Annotated in this window: 14 protein-coding genes; 3 read left to right on the forward strand and 11 right to left on the reverse strand. The window is 38.2% G+C overall.

Features of this window, described 5'->3' with window-relative positions:
* Positions 1-15 precede the first annotated feature (15 nt).
* The 3 genes from pdxT to nox all read right to left on the reverse strand — a co-directional run bounded on the left by pdxT (position 16) and on the right by nox (position 3,004).
* Positions 16-597 (reverse strand): pyridoxal 5'-phosphate synthase glutaminase subunit PdxT, encoded by a 582-nt coding sequence (gene pdxT / locus ADH52_RS01110; RefSeq protein ID WP_049509564.1) that lies wholly within the window; start codon positions 595-597, stop codon positions 16-18.
* Entirely contained in the window at positions 598-1,473 is an 876-nt protein-coding gene (gene pdxS, locus ADH52_RS01115; protein WP_000138517.1) for a pyridoxal 5'-phosphate synthase lyase subunit PdxS, read from the reverse strand.
* A 151-nt stretch (positions 1,474-1,624) separates the two neighbouring features.
* On the reverse strand, positions 1,625-3,004 hold the full coding sequence (gene nox / locus ADH52_RS01120) for a H2O-forming NADH oxidase (protein ID WP_049492202.1): 1,380 nt from the start codon (positions 3,002-3,004) through the stop codon (positions 1,625-1,627).
* Between the two features lie 307 nt (positions 3,005-3,311).
* Here nox and ADH52_RS01125 point away from each other — a divergent pair, with 307 nt between their 5' ends.
* The 3 genes from ADH52_RS01125 to ADH52_RS01135 are packed head-to-tail and all read left to right on the forward strand — an operon-like array spanning position 3,312 to position 6,163.
* A complete protein-coding gene (locus tag ADH52_RS01125) occupies positions 3,312-4,235 on the forward strand; it encodes an FAD:protein FMN transferase (protein WP_049509566.1) in 924 nt (307 codons plus the stop codon).
* A 59-nt stretch (positions 4,236-4,294) separates the two neighbouring features.
* Positions 4,295-4,900 (forward strand): NADPH-dependent FMN reductase, encoded by a 606-nt coding sequence (locus ADH52_RS01130; RefSeq protein ID WP_000915951.1) that lies wholly within the window; start codon positions 4,295-4,297, stop codon positions 4,898-4,900.
* A gap of 18 nt (positions 4,901-4,918) precedes the next feature.
* Positions 4,919-6,163, forward strand: coding sequence for an NAD(P)H-dependent oxidoreductase (locus ADH52_RS01135; protein WP_000673661.1), 1,245 nt, complete (start codon positions 4,919-4,921; stop codon positions 6,161-6,163).
* Positions 6,164-6,275: 112 nt separating this feature from the next.
* Here ADH52_RS01135 and ADH52_RS01140 read toward each other — a convergent pair whose 3' ends face one another.
* The 8 genes from ADH52_RS01140 to gyrB all read right to left on the reverse strand — a co-directional run bounded on the left by ADH52_RS01140 (position 6,276) and on the right by gyrB (position 21,278).
* Positions 6,276-6,533: a DUF896 family protein gene (locus tag ADH52_RS01140; protein ID WP_000371299.1), complete on the reverse strand. Its 258-nt coding sequence runs from the start codon at positions 6,531-6,533 to the stop codon at positions 6,276-6,278.
* A 42-nt stretch (positions 6,534-6,575) separates the two neighbouring features.
* Positions 6,576-8,612 carry a glycine--tRNA ligase subunit beta gene (glyS, locus tag ADH52_RS01145; protein ID WP_049509569.1) on the reverse strand — a complete coding sequence of 679 codons (2,037 nt, stop codon included), beginning with the start codon at positions 8,610-8,612 and terminating at the stop codon, positions 6,576-6,578.
* Positions 8,613-8,977: 365 nt separating this feature from the next.
* Complete coding sequence (gene glyQ / locus ADH52_RS01150; RefSeq protein WP_000038736.1) at positions 8,978-9,895, reverse strand: glycine--tRNA ligase subunit alpha; 918 nt, start codon at positions 9,893-9,895, stop codon at positions 8,978-8,980.
* A gap of 209 nt (positions 9,896-10,104) precedes the next feature.
* Entirely contained in the window at positions 10,105-10,476 is a 372-nt protein-coding gene (locus ADH52_RS01155) for a GFA family protein (protein WP_004259961.1), read from the reverse strand.
* Positions 10,477-10,759: 283 nt separating this feature from the next.
* On the reverse strand, positions 10,760-15,787 hold the full coding sequence (locus tag ADH52_RS01160; RefSeq protein WP_049509572.1) for a S8 family serine peptidase: 5,028 nt from the start codon (positions 15,785-15,787) through the stop codon (positions 10,760-10,762).
* Positions 15,788-15,994: 207 nt separating this feature from the next.
* Positions 15,995-17,386: a peptidoglycan-N-acetylglucosamine deacetylase PgdA gene (pgdA, locus tag ADH52_RS01165; RefSeq protein ID WP_049487810.1), complete on the reverse strand. Its 1,392-nt coding sequence runs from the start codon at positions 17,384-17,386 to the stop codon at positions 15,995-15,997.
* 136 nt (positions 17,387-17,522) lie between these two features.
* Entirely contained in the window at positions 17,523-19,250 is a 1,728-nt protein-coding gene (gene ezrA / locus ADH52_RS01170; protein WP_049509573.1) for a septation ring formation regulator EzrA, read from the reverse strand.
* A gap of 81 nt (positions 19,251-19,331) precedes the next feature.
* Positions 19,332-21,278 carry a DNA topoisomerase (ATP-hydrolyzing) subunit B gene (gene gyrB / locus ADH52_RS01175; protein ID WP_000134040.1) on the reverse strand — a complete coding sequence of 649 codons (1,947 nt, stop codon included), beginning with the start codon at positions 21,276-21,278 and terminating at the stop codon, positions 19,332-19,334.
* Between the last annotated feature and the right edge of the window lie 7 nt (positions 21,279-21,285).

The following is a 21,285-nucleotide window of genomic DNA, read 5'->3' on the forward strand; positions in this document are numbered from 1 at the left end:
TTGAGAAATTCAATCTCAACTTTTTTCTTTACACATATTGATAAAGTACTGGTGCAAGCGAACATCATCAGTCAATTCCGGATGAAAAGAGGTTACCAGCATATTTTTTTCTTGGGCAGCAACGATTTGATTATCAACTCTTGCTAGAATTTCTACACCCTGTCCAACACTACTGATAATCGGACCACGGATAAAGGTCATTGGAATCTGACCGACTCCCTTACATTCTGCTTCCGTGTAAAAACTTCCTAGTTGGCGTCCGTAGGCATTTCGCTCGACCACCATATCCATAGTTCCTAGATGACTCTCTTCCTGAGAAGTGATTTCCTTAGCCAGCAAAATTAAGCCTGCACAGGTTCCAAAGGCTGGTAAACCAGATAGAATGGCTTCTCGAATGGGGATCAGCATGTCCTGGTCTCGTAAGAGCTTGCCCATGGCTGTAGATTCCCCACCAGGCAAAATCAAACCCGCCAAGTCACTCTGATATTGCTGAAAATCCTCTAGATTTCTGATTTCAACACTCTCGACTCCTAATTGATTTAGCACTTTTGCATGTTCTGCAAAGGCACCTTGCAAGGCTAATATTCCGATTTTCATCTATTTCCCTCGCTCAGCCATGAGAATTTGAATTTCATTTTCATTAATACCAACCATGGCTTCGCCTAGATCTTCAGAGATTTGAGCTAGGATTTGAGGATTTCGGAAATTAGTTACCGCTTTGACAATGGCACTCGCTCGTTTAACAGGATCGCCTGATTTGAAAATACCTGATCCAACAAAAACACCCTCTGCCCCTAATTGCATCATCAGCGCAGCATCTGCTGGCGTTGCAACGCCTCCAGCTGCAAAGTTTACAACAGGCAATTTTCCATGTTCATGGACGTATTGAACCAATTCTACAGGGACTTGTAAGTCCTTGGCGGCAACATAAAGCTCGTCCTCACGTAAGTTTTGAATGCGGCGAATTTCCTGATTCATCATACGCATATGACGAACAGCTTGGACGATATCCCCTGTCCCCGGTTCTCCTTTTGTACGAATCATAGAAGCACCTTCAGCGATACGACGCAAGGCTTCACCCAAGTCCTTAGCTCCACAGACAAAAGGAACTTGGAATTCTTTCTTGTCCACATGGAAACGGTCGTCAGCTGGAGATAAAACTTCACTCTCATCGATATAGTCAATCTCAATAGCCTCTAAAATCTGAGCTTCAACAAAATGCCCGATTCTGACCTTGGCCATTACTGGAATGCTAACCGCTTCTTGAATTTCCTTAATCATCTTTGGATCGCTCATACGGGAAACACCACCAGCTGCACGAATATCAGCTGGAATCCGTTCCAAGGCCATAACAGCTGCCGCACCAGCAGCCTCTGCAATACGGGCCTGTTCAGGATTTTGAACGTCCATGATAACCCCACCCTTGAGCATCTGTGCCAAGTTTTTATTTAGTTCATAACGATTTTCAGTCATTTCTTTATCCTCATTATTTGTATTGGTAGCTACCATTTCATTTTATGTTAGATTAGAATGAATCACAAGATAAAAAAAACGTAATTGTATGGGTACAGAATGGTTAAAAAACTATCTGGCCTTAACTTAAGGCCAGATAGCTCATTCATTTTTATTTTTCAGCTGTAAGGGCAGCCATTGTGATGTAGTTGTATGGTTTGTTGAAGTGTGGCAAGAAGAATAAGTCTGTCAATGCCAATTTATCAATTGTCACATGCTCTTGGATAGCAAGTGAGAACATGTGGATTCCCATGCTAATTGCAGAATCGTGTGAAACCATTTGTGCACCAAGAATTTCACGGCTATCTTTGTCAAAGACAATCTTGATGGCAACTTCATGGTTGTCATGCTTCATGAATTCTGGTTTTTGAAGATCGTTAAAGCCTGTTTCAGTTGCGTTGTAACCAGCAGCTTTAGCTTTTTCAAGAGTCAAACCAGTTGAAACCATGTGAAGACCGTAGATTGAGATACCATTTGAACCTTGAACACCGATTCCTTCCAATTCATGGCCACAAGCGTTATATGCACCAACGATACCAGTACGAACAGCATTTGAAGCAAGAGCGATGTAGCTAGTGTCTTTACGAGCGTTGTCATAAACAGTCGCACAGTCACCTACTGCGTAAACGCCTGGGATAGATGTTTCTTGTTTCTTATCTACAAGGAAGGCACCGTTACGGAAGAGTTCAATCTTACCATCAGCTAGAGTAGTATTTGGACGGAAACCAACTGCAAGGATAACCATATCCACATCGAAAGTTTCTTTATCAGTAATCAAGCGTTCAACTTTACCGTCACCCTCAATTGCTTTAACAGTTTGACCAAGCGCCAAGCGAATGTTGTGATCTTCCAAGTTCTTCGCCATCATTTGTGTGAAGTCTTTATCATAGTAACCGTTCAAAACAGTATCAACGATATCAACAAGGACAACTTCTTTTCCAAGACGTTCAAAGGCTTCAGCAAGTTCAACACCGATGTAACCACCACCAACAACGGCGATACGGTCAAGGTGCTGGCTCTTGTCAGCAAGTTTATTGATAACTTCTTCAGCGTTTTGGTACAATTTAACGAATTGTACATTTTCAAGAGTTGCTTTAAATTCGCGGTTTCCTTTAACAATTTCAACACCTTCGATTGGTGGCAAGATTGGTGTAGAACCTGTAGCGAAAATCAATTTCTCGTATGATTCTTTATGCTCTTTTCCTTCAACTTCTGCTGTAACAACTTTGTTATCATAGTCGATTGAAAGAACTGGTGAGTTCATGTAAACTTTAGCACCTTTAGCTTCCAATTTTTCTTTATCAGAATAGAACAAGCCTTCAGCACCGTCGATTTGTTCCCCAATCCAAAGGGCCATTCCGCAACCTAGGAAAGAGATGTTAGAGTTTTGGTCAAATACAACAATTTCGTTCTCATTGCCAAAATTATCCAACATAGTATTAATACATGCTGTACCAGCGTGGTTAGCACCAACTACAACGATTTTACTCATAGAAAAATTCCTACCTTCAATTTTAAATTTACTATTCTAGTATAACATTTACTGTTAGCGTTTACAAGAGTTTAGTTAATTTTCCCGATTTTTTTGTAAAAAAATGTAAATAATCTGTATTTTATCAGTCTTTCTTACAATTACTCTTTTTTTCTGAGCATATTTCTTGACAAGTTTACAAATTTTATTTGTGAAAACGCTGACTTTATGGTATGCTAGTATCATGGAAAGAAAATGTAAGGGGTTAAATTTAATATAAATTTACTATATTTCAGCCTTCTTTTCATAAGAGAAAGGAGTTGGTAGCTTGCCTCTTAGTTCACATTCCGAACGGCTAATGGGGACTACTATTACTATTTCATTAGTAGAAGAGCAAGCCGATATCTTGCTCCAAAAATCCTTTGATTTACTCAAAGAGCTTGAGTATCGCTTCAATGCCAATAGCCAAGAATCTGAGTTGATGGAAATCAATTATCAAGCTGGGATAGCTCCAGTCAAAGTTCATCCAGATTTGTTTGAATTGATTTCACTTGGATTAGAACATAGTCTAGCGCCCTCTAGTCATCTCAACATCAGCATTGGTCCCTTGATTCAAACCTGGCGCATCGGTTTTTCAGATGCCAAAGTGGCCCAACCTCAAGAAATTGAATCGGTTTTACCTTTAATCAATCCTCATTCTATCGAATTAGATTCTTCCACTTCCACTGTGTTTTTGAAACAAAAAGGAATGAAGATCGATCTTGGTTGTTTAGCCAAGGGGTATAGTGCGGATAAGGTTGCCCAATTTCTGAGAGAAGAGGGAGTGACATCTGCCTTAATCAATCTGGGAGGGAATATCCTGACCATTGGTAAAAATCAGGAAAGAGGCAATCAGCCTTGGCAAATCGGGATTCAAGACCCAGCCAATCCTAGGGGAAATCACTTAATGACCATCCCTGTTGTCAATAAATCTGTCGTGACTTCAGGCATTTATGAACGTCATCTGACAGTCGATGGAAAAGATTACCATCATATTTTTGACAGTCAAACAGGATATCCTGTTGAAACGGAACTAGCTAGTCTGACAATCATCTCTGATAAATCAGTCGATGGCGAAATCTGGACAACTCGACTCTTTGGAGAAAGACCTGCTTCTATCCTCTGGCAAGTCGAAAGTTTGGAGGGAATAGAAGCTATCCTCATCGATAAAGAAGGTCACCTAAGCTGTTCTTCAGGAATTCCTACTCTATAGAAATCGATATTTCAATGGAGTTCTAAAATCGTATTATGTAAAAAGAGAAAGGAAATCTCATGTTAAAACTTATTGCTATTGTTGGAACAAATTCAAAACGTTCTACAAACCGCCAATTGCTTCAATACATGCAAAAACACTTTGCTGAAAAAGCTGAAATTGAACTTGTTGAAATTAAAGACATTCCTGTCTTCAACAAACCAGCTGACAAGCAAGTACCTGCTGAAATTTTAGAAATTGCTGCTAAAATTGAAGAGGCAGATGGCGTTATTATTGGTACTCCTGAGTATGACCACTCTATCCCAGCTGTTTTGATGAGCGCTCTTGCTTGGTTGTCTTATGGTATCTATCCACTTTTGAACAAACCAATCATGATTACAGGTGCTTCATATGGTACGCTTGGTTCATCACGTGCCCAATTACAACTTCGCCAAATCTTGAATGCCCCAGAAATCAAAGCAAGTGTCCTTCCAGATGAATTCTTGCTTTCACATTCTCTTCAAGCCTTCAATCCAAGTGGAGATCTAGTGGATCTTGATGTTATCAAAAAATTAGATGCCACTTTTGACGACTTCCGTATCTTTGTAAAAATTACAGAAAAATTGCGCAACGCACAAGCCCTACTTCGCAAAGATGCTGAAGACTTTGACTGGGAAAATTTGTAAGATAGGAGACCAAAAAGAATGAAATTTGTTGGACTTGTAGGATCAAACTACGATCAATCATATAACCGTAAACTCTTGGAATTCATCCGTCGTCACTTCAAACTCAAATTTGAATTAGAAGTTCTCGAAATTGATGAAGTTCCAATGTTTAACCAAGACGAAAAATGGGACGAAAGTTTCCAATTACGTTATTTATATAACAAAATTACTCGTGCTGATGGTGTTATCATCGCTACTCCTGAGCACAACCACACAATCTCAGCTTCCCTAAAATCTGTTCTTGAATGGCTTTCATATGAAGTTCATCCATTTGAAAACAAACCAGTCATGATTGTGGGTGCTTCTTACTATGACCAAGGTACTTCACGTGCCCAAGTTCACCTTCGTAAGATTCTTGACGCTCCAGGTGTCAATGCCTACACTCTTCCAGGAAATGAATTCCTTCTTGGTAAAGCTAAAGAAGCTTTTGATGTTAATGGAAATATCACAAATGAAGGAACTGTTAATTTCCTTGAAACATGTTTAGACAACTTTGTAAAATATGTGGGAGTCGTTTCAAAATTGAAAAAACCAAAACCAATTGAGCCAGAAGATTTATATTGTACAAATTCAATTGCAACTACTATCCAAGGTGTTGATCCAGATGATCCTGAATGGGTAGAAAAAGCTGCTGAACTTGTTGGAGCTGTTTCTGGAGATACTTACGTTAAATTAGACCACGGTATCTTGACAGTTAACCAAATTGACATGTTCTTGAAAGCAATGCCATTTGAATTGACATTTGCAGATGATAACAATCAATTTTTGTACTTTAATAACGCACACCAAGACCCAGATACAATGTTTGGTAAACGTGTACGTGCTCAATCAGGAAATAGATTAGGAACAGTACACGGTACATTGCCAGATTCTAGAATGAAAAACGTTGAATGGGTTGTCGGCGTATTGCGTAACGGGGATCAAGAATATGTCCGTACAATTGTGCCAGGAACACCTGAAGGTGTTATTAATACCCATAATTACCAAGCAATGTACTACCCAGATGGTTCATATGCTGGAATTAATGAGATTATCTTTAATTTCCAACCATGGCTTGATTGGTACCTCAATACAACTGGTCAACGTTTAGTCGGTGGAAATGCTGCAGCTCCTGCTGGCGGACATGGTCACGGCGATGCAGATGCTACATCTGGAGCTTCTGATGCAGGTGATGCTGGAGGTCACGGTGGTGGCGCAGACGCTACATCTGGCGCAAGTAACTAATACTTTTAGGAACCATATTGGTTCCTTTTTTAGCTAAAAAAGACTAGCAGTTTTTATCTGCTAGTCTTTTACTTATTATTTTATCTATCCTTATTAAAAGAAAGAATATTTATTATGAATTTGGGTCATCGAGACTACGACCATGTAATCCTTTTTCACGTTGGACTTGACGTAGTTTCTCTGGTGTAACATCATTTCCTTCTTCGTCCACAATTTTGATCCCTTCGATGTGGTGACGAACAGTGCGACGATAACCTTCGATGTACTCCTCACGTAGTTTGGCTTGTTCTACTTTTTCTTCTGGGGTCAAGCCTTCTGTTTTTTTCTTTTTGGCAAGCTCGTTAATACGATCAATTTTTTTAGGATCCATGTTTCTCTCCTTTATGATAAGATTTAATCCGTTTAACAGATTTTATTTGGTATTGATTTGGTTAAAACGTGCAAGTTTAGCTGCTTTTTGAGTTAAATGAGACAAGATAGCCAAACGATTTTGACGGACAGCCTGATCTTCGGCCATAACCATAGTATTTTCAAAGAAGGCATCAATAACTGGACTAAGCGCAAAGAGCTGTTTCAATTGCTGACTGGCAGTCCCTGACAAAACGAGTGATTCTACTGCTTCTGCCAAGGTTTTCTCTTCTTCATTCTCAAAGAGAGCTGAATCAACTGTAGCAACTCCTTTTGCCTTCTCAGCCAAATTAAAGGCACGAGAAAGTGATTCAACAGATGGTTTGAAGTCTTCTTCCTTGCTTGCTTCTACAAGAGCACTTGCTGCTTTCAACATATCTGCCACAACAAAGTTTGATCCTGCAAGAACGGCTTCCTTGATGTCTTTTGGAGTAGAACCCATCATCTTATCAACACGAGCCTTGATAAAGTCCATAACTTCTGCTTTATTTTCATAATTCAAGCTGTCAAATGTTAGATCATAAAGGCTATCAATCAGCTCATCCATAGCAATGTACCAACCAAAGGCATCCAAGATACGAACCACACCTTGAGTTGCACGGCGAAGAGCATAAGGGTCATTAGAACCTGATGGAATCAAACCTACTGAGAAGAAACTCAAAATCGTATCCAATTTATCTGCAATGGCAAGCACTGCACCGACCTTACTCTCTGGAAGTTCTCCTTCAGCTGATGTAGGCATGTAGTGTTCACGAATAGCAGCTGCCACTGCTGGAGTTTCACCTGCAAGAAGGGCATATTTCTCTCCCATAATTCCTTGGAGTTCATCAAATTCACCAACCATACCTGTCAACAAGTCAAACTTGTAAATGGCTGCTGCACGGGCTAAGTCAATCGTTTCATCCGCTGACAAGCCTGCTTTTTCTGCCAAGAGAATAGCAATCTGACCAGTACGAATCATGTGTTCACAAAGGGAACCAATTTTCTCATGGAAGGTGACATTGTTTAATTTTTCAACAAGATCTGAAATGACTAATTTTTGATCTTCACGCCAGAAGAATTCACCATCTTCCAAGCGGGCTACCAAGACTTTTTCATTTCCTTTGATGACATTTTCCAAATACTCTGCGTTTCCATTACGAACAGAAATGAAGTTTGGCAAGAGTTTACCATCTTGATCACGAACAACAAAGTACCGTTGGTGTTCCTTCATCGAAGTCACCAAAACTTCTTCTGGAACTTCAAGGTATTTGGCATCAAAACTTCCCATAAAGGCAGTTGGGTATTCAACCAAGTTCAAGACTTCATTAAGCAAATCCGCATCAATTTCGATACGTACACCATGTTTTGCCTCAATTTCCTTGATTTGGTCAATAATCATTTGCTCACGTTCACGTGGATCTGCTATTACAAATTGTGCACGAAGATCTTCTTCATAGCTCAATGCTGACTGAATTTTGGTTTCTTTCCCCAAGAAACGATGACCACGACTGACACGACCTCCCTTGATATCAAGGAAATTCAAATCAAACTCTTCTTCATCTAAAAGAACAGTTAAAGTGTGAACAGGACGAATGTATTCAAAGTTATTTCCAGCCCAGTGCATGCTGACAGGGAAAGTCAGTGACTTCAAGACATCCACAACACCAGGAACAATTGCTTCAACTGGTTGACCAATTTCTTCCTTAGTGACATAGACATATTCTTCACCCTTGATTTCACGGAATTCGATATCTTCAACAGTCAAGCCTTTTCCACGAACAAATCCTTGAGCTGCTTTGGTGAAGTTTCCATCACTATCCAAGGCAATTTTCTTTGCTGGCCCCTTAAAATCTTCTGTCAAATCAGACTGTTTGTCTGCAAGACCAGTTACACGAACAGCCAAACGACGTGGTGTTGAGAAGGTCTGAATAGCTTCAAAAGACAGGCGGTTTTCCTTGAGAAAGGTTGCCATTTTTTCGCCTAGTTGTTTTTCACTTGGTGTGACAACATAGGCTGGTAATTCTTCAAGACCGAGTTCTACTAATAAGTTTTTTGTCATGTTTTTTCCTTTACATTTTCTTCAATCTTTTTTGATATGCACCTTAGGTACTTGGGACGTCGCTAACTAATTTTGTGAATCTGTATGGAAATCTAGTGCTAAATTAATCAAGATTTCCAACAGTCTCATCAAAGTGGATTTAGCTGACTGATTTTTGAACCTAATACTCAATGAAAATCAAAGAGCAAACTAGGAAGCTAGCCGTAGGCTGTACTTGAGTACGGCAAGGTTAAGCTGACGTGGTTTGAATTTGATTTTCGAAGAGTATAAGGTTTCAAAAATCCCCACATAAAAATACGGCGGTGCATATCCCTCTAGCAAGTCTTCGACTTGCCTCTAACGATTTTAGAGCACAGTATTACTCACTATTCTGCGTCTTCTGCTAAGAGTTTAGCTCTTGTTTCTTCATCTAAAAGTGGGTAACCTAGGCGTTTGCGTTCTGCGACAAAGGTTTTGGCTACGACACGGGCTAGGTTACGGATACGAGCGATATAGCCAGCGCGCTCGGTTACGGATACGGCACCACGCGCATCAAGCAGGTTAAAGGTGTGTGAACATTTGAGAACATAGTCATAGGCAGGGTGTACCAAGCCTTCTTCCAAGGCACGACCAGCTTCTTTTTCAAACTTATCAAAGTTTTCCAGCAACATTTCTTGGTCTGAAATTTCAAACGAATATTTTGAATGCTCGTACTCAGGCTGGATAAAGATTTCTCCGTATTTTACACCATCAGCCCACTCAATATCATAGACAGAGTCTACTTCTTGGATATAAGAAGCCAAGCGTTCCAAACCATAGGTAACTTCTGCAGTCACAGGGCCAGTTGCCAATCCACCAACTTGTTGGAAGTAAGTAAACTGAGTAATTTCCATACCGTCAAGCCAAACTTCCCAACCAAGACCAGCTGAACCAGTTGATGGATTTTCCCAGTTGTCCTCAACGAAACGAATATCATGTTCCAAAGGATTGATTCCCAATTTTTCCAAAGACTCAAGGTAAAGCTCTTGGATATTTGATGGAGATGGCTTCATGACCACCTGGAATTGGTGGTGTTGATAAAGACGGTTAGGATTTTCCCCATAACGACCGTCAGCAGGACGACGTGATGGCTCTACATAAGCCGCATTCCACGGCTCAGGTCCGATAGCACGAAGGAAAGTGTAAGGACTCATTGTCCCCGCACCTTTTTCATTATCATAAGCCTGCATAAGCATACAACCTTGGTCATTCCAAAATTGTTGCAAAGTAAGGATGATTTCCTGGAAAGTCAATTTTTTAGACATTGTTTTCTCCTTTTTATATAAATTACTTGCGACACGAGTCTGCCTCGTCGATCATACGAGGTAAGACGAGTTAGTACTGCGTCTAGCTCAGGCACTCTAGTGCTGAGCGTGTAGCAGCCCGACTGTAAGGAGGTCTCTGCCACTGACGCAGTGAAATGTTAATCTCTTAGACATTGTTTTCTCCTTTTATTTATATTATCTTTTTAAATTTATTTATCAAGCAACCAAGAAAAAGCTGGGTCCTGAAAAATATGACGTTTGGGAACAGTTTGTAAATTCTGATCGCATTCATCTATTGTTCCTAATTTCAAAGCACAAACTTCTGGTATATTTTCTTGAGTAGTGAAAATTTGACTGTGACAGTTCTGGCAGTAATAACGTTGTTTACCTGGAGATGAACTAAAAGTAACCAAATTCTCTTTTCCATACAGTGCCAGATTTTTGCTGCTAACTTTGGCATTAACTGTGTAGGCAGACGCAGTTGCTTTCCGACAAAATGAGCAATGGCAAAAAACTATTTCCGACAATTCTTCATCTAGAGTGTAGGTGACTGCTTTACATAAACAAGATCCTTTAAGCATTATGCTCCTTTCTACTTAGGCATTAGACGAATTCAAAAAGAACCGAATTTCAACACCCAAGCCTTACGACTAGGGGCGTCAGAAACGCGGTTCCACCCTAATTTATTACTTCATTGTTTTTAAAAATACTACAGAAAGCGCCAGCACTTTATTTTGCCCTACTTGGCTCCCACTATCCCAAGCTCGCTTGAAGAACGCCATAAGACTTTCTTTCCTGCTGACTATTATATCAGAATTGCAACATACTGTAAATCAAAAACTATAGAAAGATGTATTGTATTCTCTACTCACTTTTTGAAAAAGTTGCAAGTCCAATAACTGACAATAAGAGAGAAATTCCTGAAATACTTAGAATAATAGAAATCATGTTATTCTCACCAGTGGCTGGTAATTGTTTTCCTTCTTTGTTGACTGTAGCTAAAAGCACTTGTTGACCACTTCCAGCTAGTGTTTTATTCTCATGCTTAGCTTCTATATTGGAATGATGTATTACAATTGATGTAGCTTTCTCAATTTTATCATTGCTAATTGAAGACTTAATAGTTGAGACTTGTCTATTGTGACTTACTAATTTAACAGGTTGCACTTGAGAAACTGGTTTGGTTGGAATAACTGGATTAAGCGTTACAACTGGTTTAGCTGGAGTAACTGGCTTAACCGTTACAACTGGTTTAGTTGGAGTAACTAGCTTAATCGTTACAACTGGCTTAGTTGGATTAGCTGGTTTAACCGTTACAACTGGTTTAGCTGGAGTAACTGGCTTAATCATTACAACTGGTTTAGTTGGAATAACTGGCTTAACCTTTACAACTGGTTTGGTTGGATTAGCTGGTTTAATCGTTACAACTGGTTTAGCTGGATTAACTGGCTTAATCGTTATGACCGGTTTAGTTGGATTAGCTGGTTTAATCGTTACAACCGGTTTAGCTGGAATCTCTACTTTATTAGCCTTCAGTTTTACAGCCGTTTCTTTTAGAGCATTGATTACTTCATTAATTTCTTCTTGACTAGCTTCTGCATTTTCCAAAAGTAGCTTAGCTTTGTTGAAAATAAGATTATATGCATCTTTCTCCTCTTTGCTAGCTGTCAAAAATCTTGGATCTTTGTCTTGGAACTTCACTTCATCCACGATAACATTTTTTAGGCTCATGAAATCTGTTTCTTTCCCATTCAGCTGGTCTTGTGCTTGCAAGAAAGCGGTCAATAGACGGTCGATTTCATCTTGAGTTATCAAATCTTTTGTAATTAATAATGCCAAGAGTTTGAATTCACGATCATATTGACCTTTGCGTTCTTGATCAGAATTTATATATTTACCTTTTTTAACTGTCTCAGCATATGCTTTAATGGCATTCTTCAATGATGTGATATCAGATTCCTTACCATCCAATGTTTGCATAGCAGACTCTAAAGCTTTAACAATTTGGTCAATTTTATCTTGGTTAAGTTTACTTCCCAATGCTAGTTGCGCATCTTTGACACTTTGATCAAAAATCTCTTTTAACTTCTGTTTTGTATTATAATATCTCGGAGTTTTAACTACTTCCATTTGTTTATTTAAAGCTGCAATCAGAGCTAACTTAGAAACGACTGAAAGTGACAAAACATTATTTTTACCAAACAGGACTTTAAATGGTTGAAGATTATCAAGTAATTCATAACCGTTTGATAGATTTACAAGAACTTTATATTCACCAGTAACTACTTTCTTACCATAAGAATGTTTACCATATGTTTCAGCTGGCAAGACTTGACTCTGACCGTCTTCACCTACTAAAGTAATCGTTGTAGTTCCAGGAACAGCTTGATTAAAGCCAACCGTTACTGGGGCATATTTCATTTTGTTAGCCAAGAAGGTAATAGTTTGAAAACTGTTTTCTTTCGTTAAATCAAATTCCTTAGATAGGGCACTCACAAATTTCAACTCTGTACGGTCATAGCTAAAAATTTCCGCAACATAATGTCCAAATTTCAAGAAATTAATATCTTTTGACTTATCAACAGTTACATATTGACCTTCGCTATTTTTAATGCGATAAACATAAGTTGTATCAATCTCATCCTTGGTTTTATTGTTTAATATAGCAATTTTTACACGACCACTATTTTCTTCACCTACAAGATCTTTGAGAGATATAAAATCTACATTTCCCGCAAAGTCTTCTACATAATAGAAGATTTTCGATTTATCAACGTTCTTAGGAAGTGTATAACTACTATCTTCATTTTGTTTGATAATTTGATACTGTTCTATTTCTGAATCTGTCGCCTCTCTATTTTCAGAAGGACGAATATAAAAGACTTTTTCTAGAAGAATTCCACCATTTCCTACATCCTGAGGTTTGCGAGCTATAAATTGTTCTTGTTCTTCTTTAGAACGAATATATCCCGAAGTAATCAGAGGTTTTTGTGTATCGATTTGAATTTTAAATATTGTGTATTGTTCCTCAGCTCCAGGGACATCTGGCTTATAACTAATAACATAGTCATAAATTCCATCAGAGACTCGATTTCCATTAGAATCCTGTCCTCCCCAAGCTGTTTTATCTACAATGTAACTTCTTGGATTTCTAGTATCGCCATCAAAATAATTTTTTACAAGGTCTGTTGGACGACTTTGCCAAATAGGATGACTGTGTGTTGTATCCGAAGAATCATAAACAGTCGCACGAAGATTTACCAAGTTTCTATAGACAAGAGTTTTAAATTGAACAGAATCTTTATTACCATCCTCATTTGGCGAGATAGCAAGGCGGATGTTCCCCTTTTCATCTAATTGAAGATGGTATTTTCCTTCAGCATCTTGTTTCACTCCGAGTACAGTCACTCGATTGCCTTGACGCTCTGCTTTTAAAACATTTACATCATTTTCAGAACTTGTTAAATAAGTTGCATCGTCTGAAGGTGAAATTCCTGGATTATCTTTATCAATTTCAGAGTAAAATCCACTGTTTCCTTCCTTAATCAATTGATAAATTGGTTTTTCAATTGCAGGTAGATTTTGGAATTCTCCCTTAAATCCCATAAATGGTAAACCAATAATAGAACCATCATCTGCAGGATTGACAAATCTAACAAATCCTTCTAGAAAATATCCATTTGGCATTATTTTGCTAAGTTCTTCAGTAAACTTACTTGTATCTACACTAACTGTTACCGTCTTCGTACTATGAGCTTTCACAGTTACTTCAGGCCAAACTGTTTCAGTTAGTTTTCGTGGACGGAGAGTGAATTTCCCTTCTTCAACTTCGTCCGTATTTGTATTTACAATCATCTTCAATGTTTGGTCTTTATCCGAAATATTATGAATTGTAACTTCAAAGGTAAATTTATCACCAACATTGCCAAGAGTAACACTTGGATAGTTATTTGCACCTGTTACAAATAAATCTGTGCTTGTTGCCGCCATCGTGTCAACTACGCCTGCACCTTGCTGACGTGGAGAAGTATAGGCTCCAGTTTGTTTATTAAAATGTGGTTTTGCAGTAGACATAATTAAAGCTTTTACAATCTCTGAAATTTGACTAGCTGATAATTCAGGATGTTTCTTTGCTAAATATTCTTTGACTAATGCTGCGACACCAGCTACATGAGGGGCCGCCATACTTGTTCCACTGATACTTCCATAGCTATTGTCGTTAAATGATGAATAGATATTTCCACCAGGTGCAGTAACATCTGGTTTCAATTGTCCATCAGTTGTAACTCCCCAACTTGAAAAATCTGATAATTGGTCTGCAACGTCTGATTTACGATTATCCATCTTGTGATTAAAGACAATTTTATACTGACCAGACTTAAGAATTTCACCATAATGTTTTGAAATAAAAACAGATGGGATTTTCTTAGCATCACCTGTAACAGACATACTAACATTTGCACCTTCAACGTTGTTATAAATTAAAACTCCAGCTGCACCGTGTTTAAGAGCATTTTTAATCTTATCAGAAAAATTAATTTTACCACGTTGAATCAGTGCTAACTTGCCTCTTACATCAATATTAGCAAAATCTTCTTCACGACCAATACCTGCTGCTACATATTCGTATTCTTTCCCTTTTTCAAAATCTTTTTCTGTTTCAGGTCTATTAAAATCAAACTTACCATAATCAAGGGTAGCGTCATTTTCTAAACCTTTTACTTCAAAGACTTCAGTAGTTAGAATTTTATTATTAATAGAAGCAACAGAAATTGAATCTTCCACTGTAGAGGGATTTCCGACAAGACCATAATCAGGATTTGCTGCCAATGGTTGTGAAAAACCTCTACCGAAAGTATTACTATTACCTGCAGCGATAACAACAGATACTCCTTTAGCGCGTGCTCTTTTTACTGCATCAATGATATCTGAACCAGCATCTACCGTTGAACCCGCACCTGCACCCAAACTCATATTGATCACATCTGCACCTAATGCAACAGCATCATCAATAGCTTTTACATAAAGGGCAGAGGCTGTAGTTTTATCTCTGTCTGAAAAAACTCTCATAAACATAATTTGAGCTTCTGGCGCCACCCCGTAAACCTTCTCAGAATTCGGTGCTTTATTAACAGGATTTCCAGCTACAATTCCAGTAACGTGCATTCCATGAGACTCTTTTTCAGCCTCTTTTATATTATCAGTTCCATCAAAGTAATCATAAGCATATACTACTTTGTCACTGTACCATTTCCCATAGTCAATACCAGCAGCCTTTTTAGCTTTTTCGATATCATCCTGATTTTTAAATTTCGCCTTTGACGGATCAGAAATACGCAAAACCTCATGATTCAAATCAAGACCTGAATCTATAACAGCGACTACAGTTCCTTGTCCTTTATGTCCTGCTTCCCAGGTTTTAGGGACAGTAATAATTTCATTACTGGAGATACTGTTCGGCTTTTCTTTATGTCCACCTTGAGATAACGACTGTGATTGTATGCTTTCTGAAGAAGAATTACTTTTCACTGCTGATTCTTCCTTCTTCTCTTCACTTTTTATAGCAGTCGTTTCTTTCTGTGTGGTTAAATCCTTGTCTGACTTATTATCTCTATACTCGATAGAATCATCTTGTTTTAATGACTCTATCACTTCTGTTTTTTCTTTCGAAGAAGAATTTAGAGCATTCTTGTCAGCCGTGACTGGTGATGCAAGCTTATTTGAATCATCTAATTTATTAGTCGTTACAGTACGTGTAACTTGATTGGATGTTTCAAATTTTCCCTCATCGGCACTAACCTGTGCGAAAGCAAATCCGAAAGCAAAGACCGTTAGCAGAAAAATTGTTGCTATTTGGTACTTGTTAGGACAAAAATCTTTGCAATCTCCCATAAAATCACTCCTTTTTATTTAAATTAAAAGTATTATATACCAAATTATCTGAAAATTCTATCAAAATATTATTTTGTAACAAAATTGTAATATTAACCAATCCTATCATGAGATTTAAACATAAAAAAATTTAGCCTCGATTAATACAAGACTAAATTTATTTATTGAAAAATTACTTACGATTTAATTAGTTATTCAGCAAAAGTCTTACTGATCACGGTCATAGAATAGTTCATGTGCTTTTAATCGTGAATTAAGCATTTCAGGAACTGTGACAAAGTGATATCCTTGCTCTTTTAGATAATCTATAATCTTTGGTAAAGCATTGACTGTTTCAGCATGGATATCATGCATTAAGATAATCGAACCATTACGAACTTGACGTTGAATCTCTGTCAAAATTGCTGCTTCATTCTTACTCTTCCAATCCAGACTATCCACATCCCACATAATAAAACTCAAATCAAGGCTATTTCGAATGTCGTCTGTAATGGCTCCATAAGGCGGACGCATAAGTTTGGAACTAGAACCCAACACTTTAGTTAGCGCATCCTCAGTATCAGTAATCTGTTTTTTAGCTTCGTCAAGTGAAAGTTTTGAAAGCACTGGATGACTCCAACTATGGTTTCCAATAACATGGCCATCCGATTTCATGCGTTTCAAAATCTCTTCATTTCCAGAAACATTCTTACCTAAAACAAAGAAAGTTGCCTTGATACCATACTTAGAAAGTGTATCTAATGCTTGATTTGTCGTTGCAGGATTTGGTCCATCATCAAAAGTTAGAGCTACCACTTTTTGGTTTTTCTTTTCATAATAAGCCTTATAAAGTTCGGCATCCTTGTCTAATAAATAAGAGGATTGTACTACATCAAAGAAACTAGATACTGGTAAGGCAATCTCATCTAGATTTTCAACTGACTGACTTGGATAAAGGATAATCTGACTATCCTTGTAATCAAAATTCCATGCAGACAAGTCTTGTTCAGAGAAGCCTTTAACAACTTGATCAATCTTTTCTTGGTCCAATTTCTTATCCTGTAAGAAAGAGGTGATTTCTTTTAACAACTGCTCTTTGGCTTTACTAGGATCTGAAAATAATTGATCAAGTGTAAAAGGTTTACCATCTTCTGTCAAATGGACTTTTGCCAGACTAGTTTTTTCAGTCTCTTCAACTTTTGACGAAGTTAAATCATAGACTTGTTTCATCACACTTCGGTTAACAATCCCTTTTAAAGTCGAATCCTGTTTCTCCGTATAATAAAAAACTAGATTTTCCTTGTCTTCCAGATTTTCCTTAATATCCTGTGTCATGATTTCTTTTACAGATGAAATCACTTGCTCCCCTTGGAGAGGATAATAGGCAATTACTTCGGCTTGTCCCTTACGAAAATGATCTTTCTGATTTCCCTCACTCAATTGATCATCTTTCTCTTTTTTGAGCGTTTCAATCCTTTGTTCAAAACTTTGCTTTGTATATATTTTGTATCCAATCATTGAACCAAGGACACAAATACTTACTGAAAAGATAGCTACTAGGGCTATTAAACCGATTCTCTTTTTATCGTGCTCAACACGATTTGCTCTACTTTTATCCATAGAAATATCATATCAAATTCAGGCTATAATTTCAATGAGAAATAAGTACTATTACTCGTTTTGAACAAAAAAATAGGCTCCATAATATCTATAGGGGGATTTACCCACTACAAATATTATAGAGCCTTTTATTATGTTAGAAACGAATCGTCTCACGTGTTTTTTCGTATGAAGTGACAAAACGGTTGGTTACACCTGGTTCTGCAACTTCCAAAGCTTGCGAAATCTTATCAAATGAAGCATGATAATCAAATTCTTTTTCAAAAATTTCTAATGATTCATTAAAAGCTTCTTGAATTCGTTCATCAAATGAGCGGTAACGGTTCGAATACTGTAGCAATTGTTCTGTCAATGTTGCATATTGAACAATATTATATGTTTCTTCTTCAAGTGCTTCCATATCATTGGTTGTAATTTCAAGCATACGGTTCACAGCTTCGATATTGACCCGAGCTTCTTCTAGTTCAGCCATCAACTCTTCAGTATGGTTACTTGCTGTAAAGAACAACTGTAAGAAATTCTGAGGAATACCTGGAAGATTGCGTTTTTCCATATATCTCTTAATTGTGTGAAGACGATTAACATAAACATTTGCCTTCTGGCGAGCATTGATATCATCTTTTTCAATCTGAGCAAGACGTTGACTAACCGCAACTTGTTCATCTTCAATTTCCTTCAAAGTCGCTTGTAAGTTTTCCAAACGATCTTCAAGGAATGAATAAGGTTCAGAATGTTCCTCTTGTTCAGAAGTTAATTCCAACACAGATTCTTCCAAAGACTCTAACTCAGCTTGCAATCTATGAACATGACTAACATCCGTTTCAGATAGTAGGTAATTATTACTCAATCGTTGAATATCTTCCACTAAAACAGCATTACTATCTTTCATGTGTTTCAAATATGTAGGAAGGGTTGCAACTAAGCCTTCTACTACTTTTTGAGCAGCAATTTCTCGTGTAAAGATATCATAGAGTGTATTGATTTCTTCTTGAACTTGAGTATTTTCATACTCAGCATTATCCAACTCTAATTGTGCAATATTTTCGTGGTTTTTCTTCAAAGCTTCATAAAGCAATTGGAAGCGAGATTCAATATCCGTTTCAGCGAAATGATAATTAGCATCTAAAAGTTTACGGTAACCGTCTTCCAAATCTTCCAATTGATCAGGTAGCTGTTTAGATAATGTTTTTACAATTGCTGGCAGGCGATCTACTATGTGACTCAAAGCCAAGATATGATTTTCAGCATTATCCAAAATCACAGCAGCTTCTACTGGGTCACCTGAAGTGTTCAAAGTAACAAACTGAGAAAACTCTGATTGGATATTTTCCAATTGTTTTTCGATTTCAGATAAACCTTGGCCATATTCTTCAGAATGATCAGCCACTCGGTGTTGCAACTCTTCAAACAAGTCCAAAGTATGAAGAACACGTCCACTATTTTTAGACTCTTGTTTCTCCAAATCTGCCAAAGCATTGCGAATTGCCGCAATATCTTCTTCAATCAAGGTAATTTGACTCTCGATTTGGTCTATTTGATGACTGGCCTTGAAAAAACGGAATGAGTTGTTATAGCCTTCTGCCTCAAAAAGATTATTTTCGATATCCGCAAAAGAGTTAAGAGATAGGTCAACCCATTTTTGGTTCCACTCACGGAAAGTCACTTGACTTTGTCCAATCAAGTGCATATTTTTTACAGCTTCAACTTCATCGTTTACTGGAAGATTGTACAGCTCTTCTTTTTTCTCTTCTAAAATTGCTAATTTACTTTCATTGCGTTTTCGTACGTAGATTGCGATAGCATAGGCAATCACTAAGAAAACTGCAACAGCAATTGCAAGATAAATTACTAGTGTACCAGACATATTAAACTCCTTTTTTACTTGAAACAATCGTAATGATTATATCATATTTTTTAGACCAAGGGAACTAGTTCTCCCGATTTTTTAGACATCAAGTGTACTATAGACGGCATTTTCTTCGATAAACTCACGACGAGGCTCTACTCGATCCCCCATCAACATATCAAAGATTTTATCTGCCTCAGCTGCATCATCCACAGAAACTCTGGCCATCAAGCGATGTTCCGGATCCATGGTTGTTTCCCACAATTGGTGGTCATCCATTTCACCCAGACCTTTATACCTCTGAATAGTTGGTTTGGCACGACCTTCACTGTGGCGGGCTAAGGCTTCTTGGAGTTTAATTTCTTGGTCTGCTCCTGGCTGGATATATTCTTTAATCTCGCTTCCAACCTTGACACCATAGATTGGTGGTTGGGCGATATAAACATAACCAGCTTCTAAAATTGGTTTCATATAACGATAAATCAAGGTTAAAAGAAGAGTACGAATGTGGGCTCCATCGACATCGGCATCGGTCATCAAAACAAGTTTTTGGTAACGAGCTTTTGAAACATCAAATTCTGCACCAAATCCTGTTCCCATCGCGGTAAAAAGACTTCTAATTTCTTCATTAGCAAGAATCTTATCCATACTTGCCTTCTCAACGTTCAAAATCTTACCGCGGATTGGAAGAATTGCCTGAAATTCACGGTTACGACCAGATTTGGCTGACCCACCAGCTGAGTCTCCTTCGACGATGAAGAGTTCTGTTTCAGCAGGATTGTTAGAAGAGCAGTCTGCTAGTTTACCTGGAAGGTTGGAAATTTCCAAACCAGATTTTTTACGAGTGACTTCACGCGCACGCTTGGCAGCCACACGAGCCTTAGCAGCCAGAATTCCTTTTTCTACAATGCGTTTTGCAATTTGAGGATTCTCCATAAGGAAATCAGAGAAGGCATCACTGAAGAGACGATTGGTAATTTTGACCACTTCGCTATTCCCCAGTTTGGTCTTGGTCTGTCCTTCAAACTGTGGATTTGGGTGTTTAACTGAGATAACTGCAGTTAGTCCTTCACGGACATCTTCCCCTGTTAGGTTGTCTTCATTGTCTTTCAGTAACTTATTCTTACGAGCATAATCGTTGATAACACGTGTCAAGGCTGTACGAAAACCTTGTTCATGCGTTCCACCTTCATGGGTGTGGATATTATTGGCGAAACTCATGACATTTTCATGGTAACCCGTTGTGTACTGCATGGCTACTTCAACTGTGATATCATCCATCTCACCGTCAGTATAGATTGGTGTATCAAAGATAACATCCTTGTTCTCATTGATATATTCAACGTAGCTAGCAATCCCACCTTCATAGTGGTAATGCTTAGTTTGTTCTAACCCCTCACGCTTATCTGTAATGGAGATTTGAAGACCACGATTTAGAAAGGCCAATTCTTGAATACGTTTATTTAATTTATCAAAGTCAAAAGTGGTTGTTTCAGTGAAAATTTCTGGATCCGGTGTAAAGTGAACTGTTGTTCCCGTTTTATCCGTATCTCCAACTACTTCAAGATCTGCGACAACATGACCACGACGATATTCTTGGTAATGAATCTTACCATTTTTGTGGACATGAACGTCTAATTGAGTTGAAAGGGCGTTAACAACTGAGGACCCCACTCCGTGAAGACCACCTGAGACCTTATATCCGCCACCGCCGAATTTTCCTCCAGCGTGAAGAACAGTAAAGACAGTCTCAACGGCAGGTCGACCTGTTTTTTCCTGAATATCGACTGGGATACCACGCCCATCATCAACAACTGTAATCGAATCATCGGGCTCAATAAAGACTTGAATATGGCTAGCAAATCCTGCCAAGGCTTCATCAATTGAGTTATCAACAATTTCCCAGACTAGATGGTGAAGACCTTCTTTTGAGGTCGACCCGATATACATCCCTGGACGCATACGAACAGCCTCTAAGCCCTCTAAAACTTGAATTTGACTGGCATCATAATCTTGTGCCTGCAGATTTTTAATTTCTTCTGTCATCTTATTC

Source organism: Streptococcus pseudopneumoniae (assembly GCF_001072665.1).
Classification (GTDB): Bacteria; Bacillota; Bacilli; order Lactobacillales; family Streptococcaceae; genus Streptococcus; species Streptococcus pseudopneumoniae_S.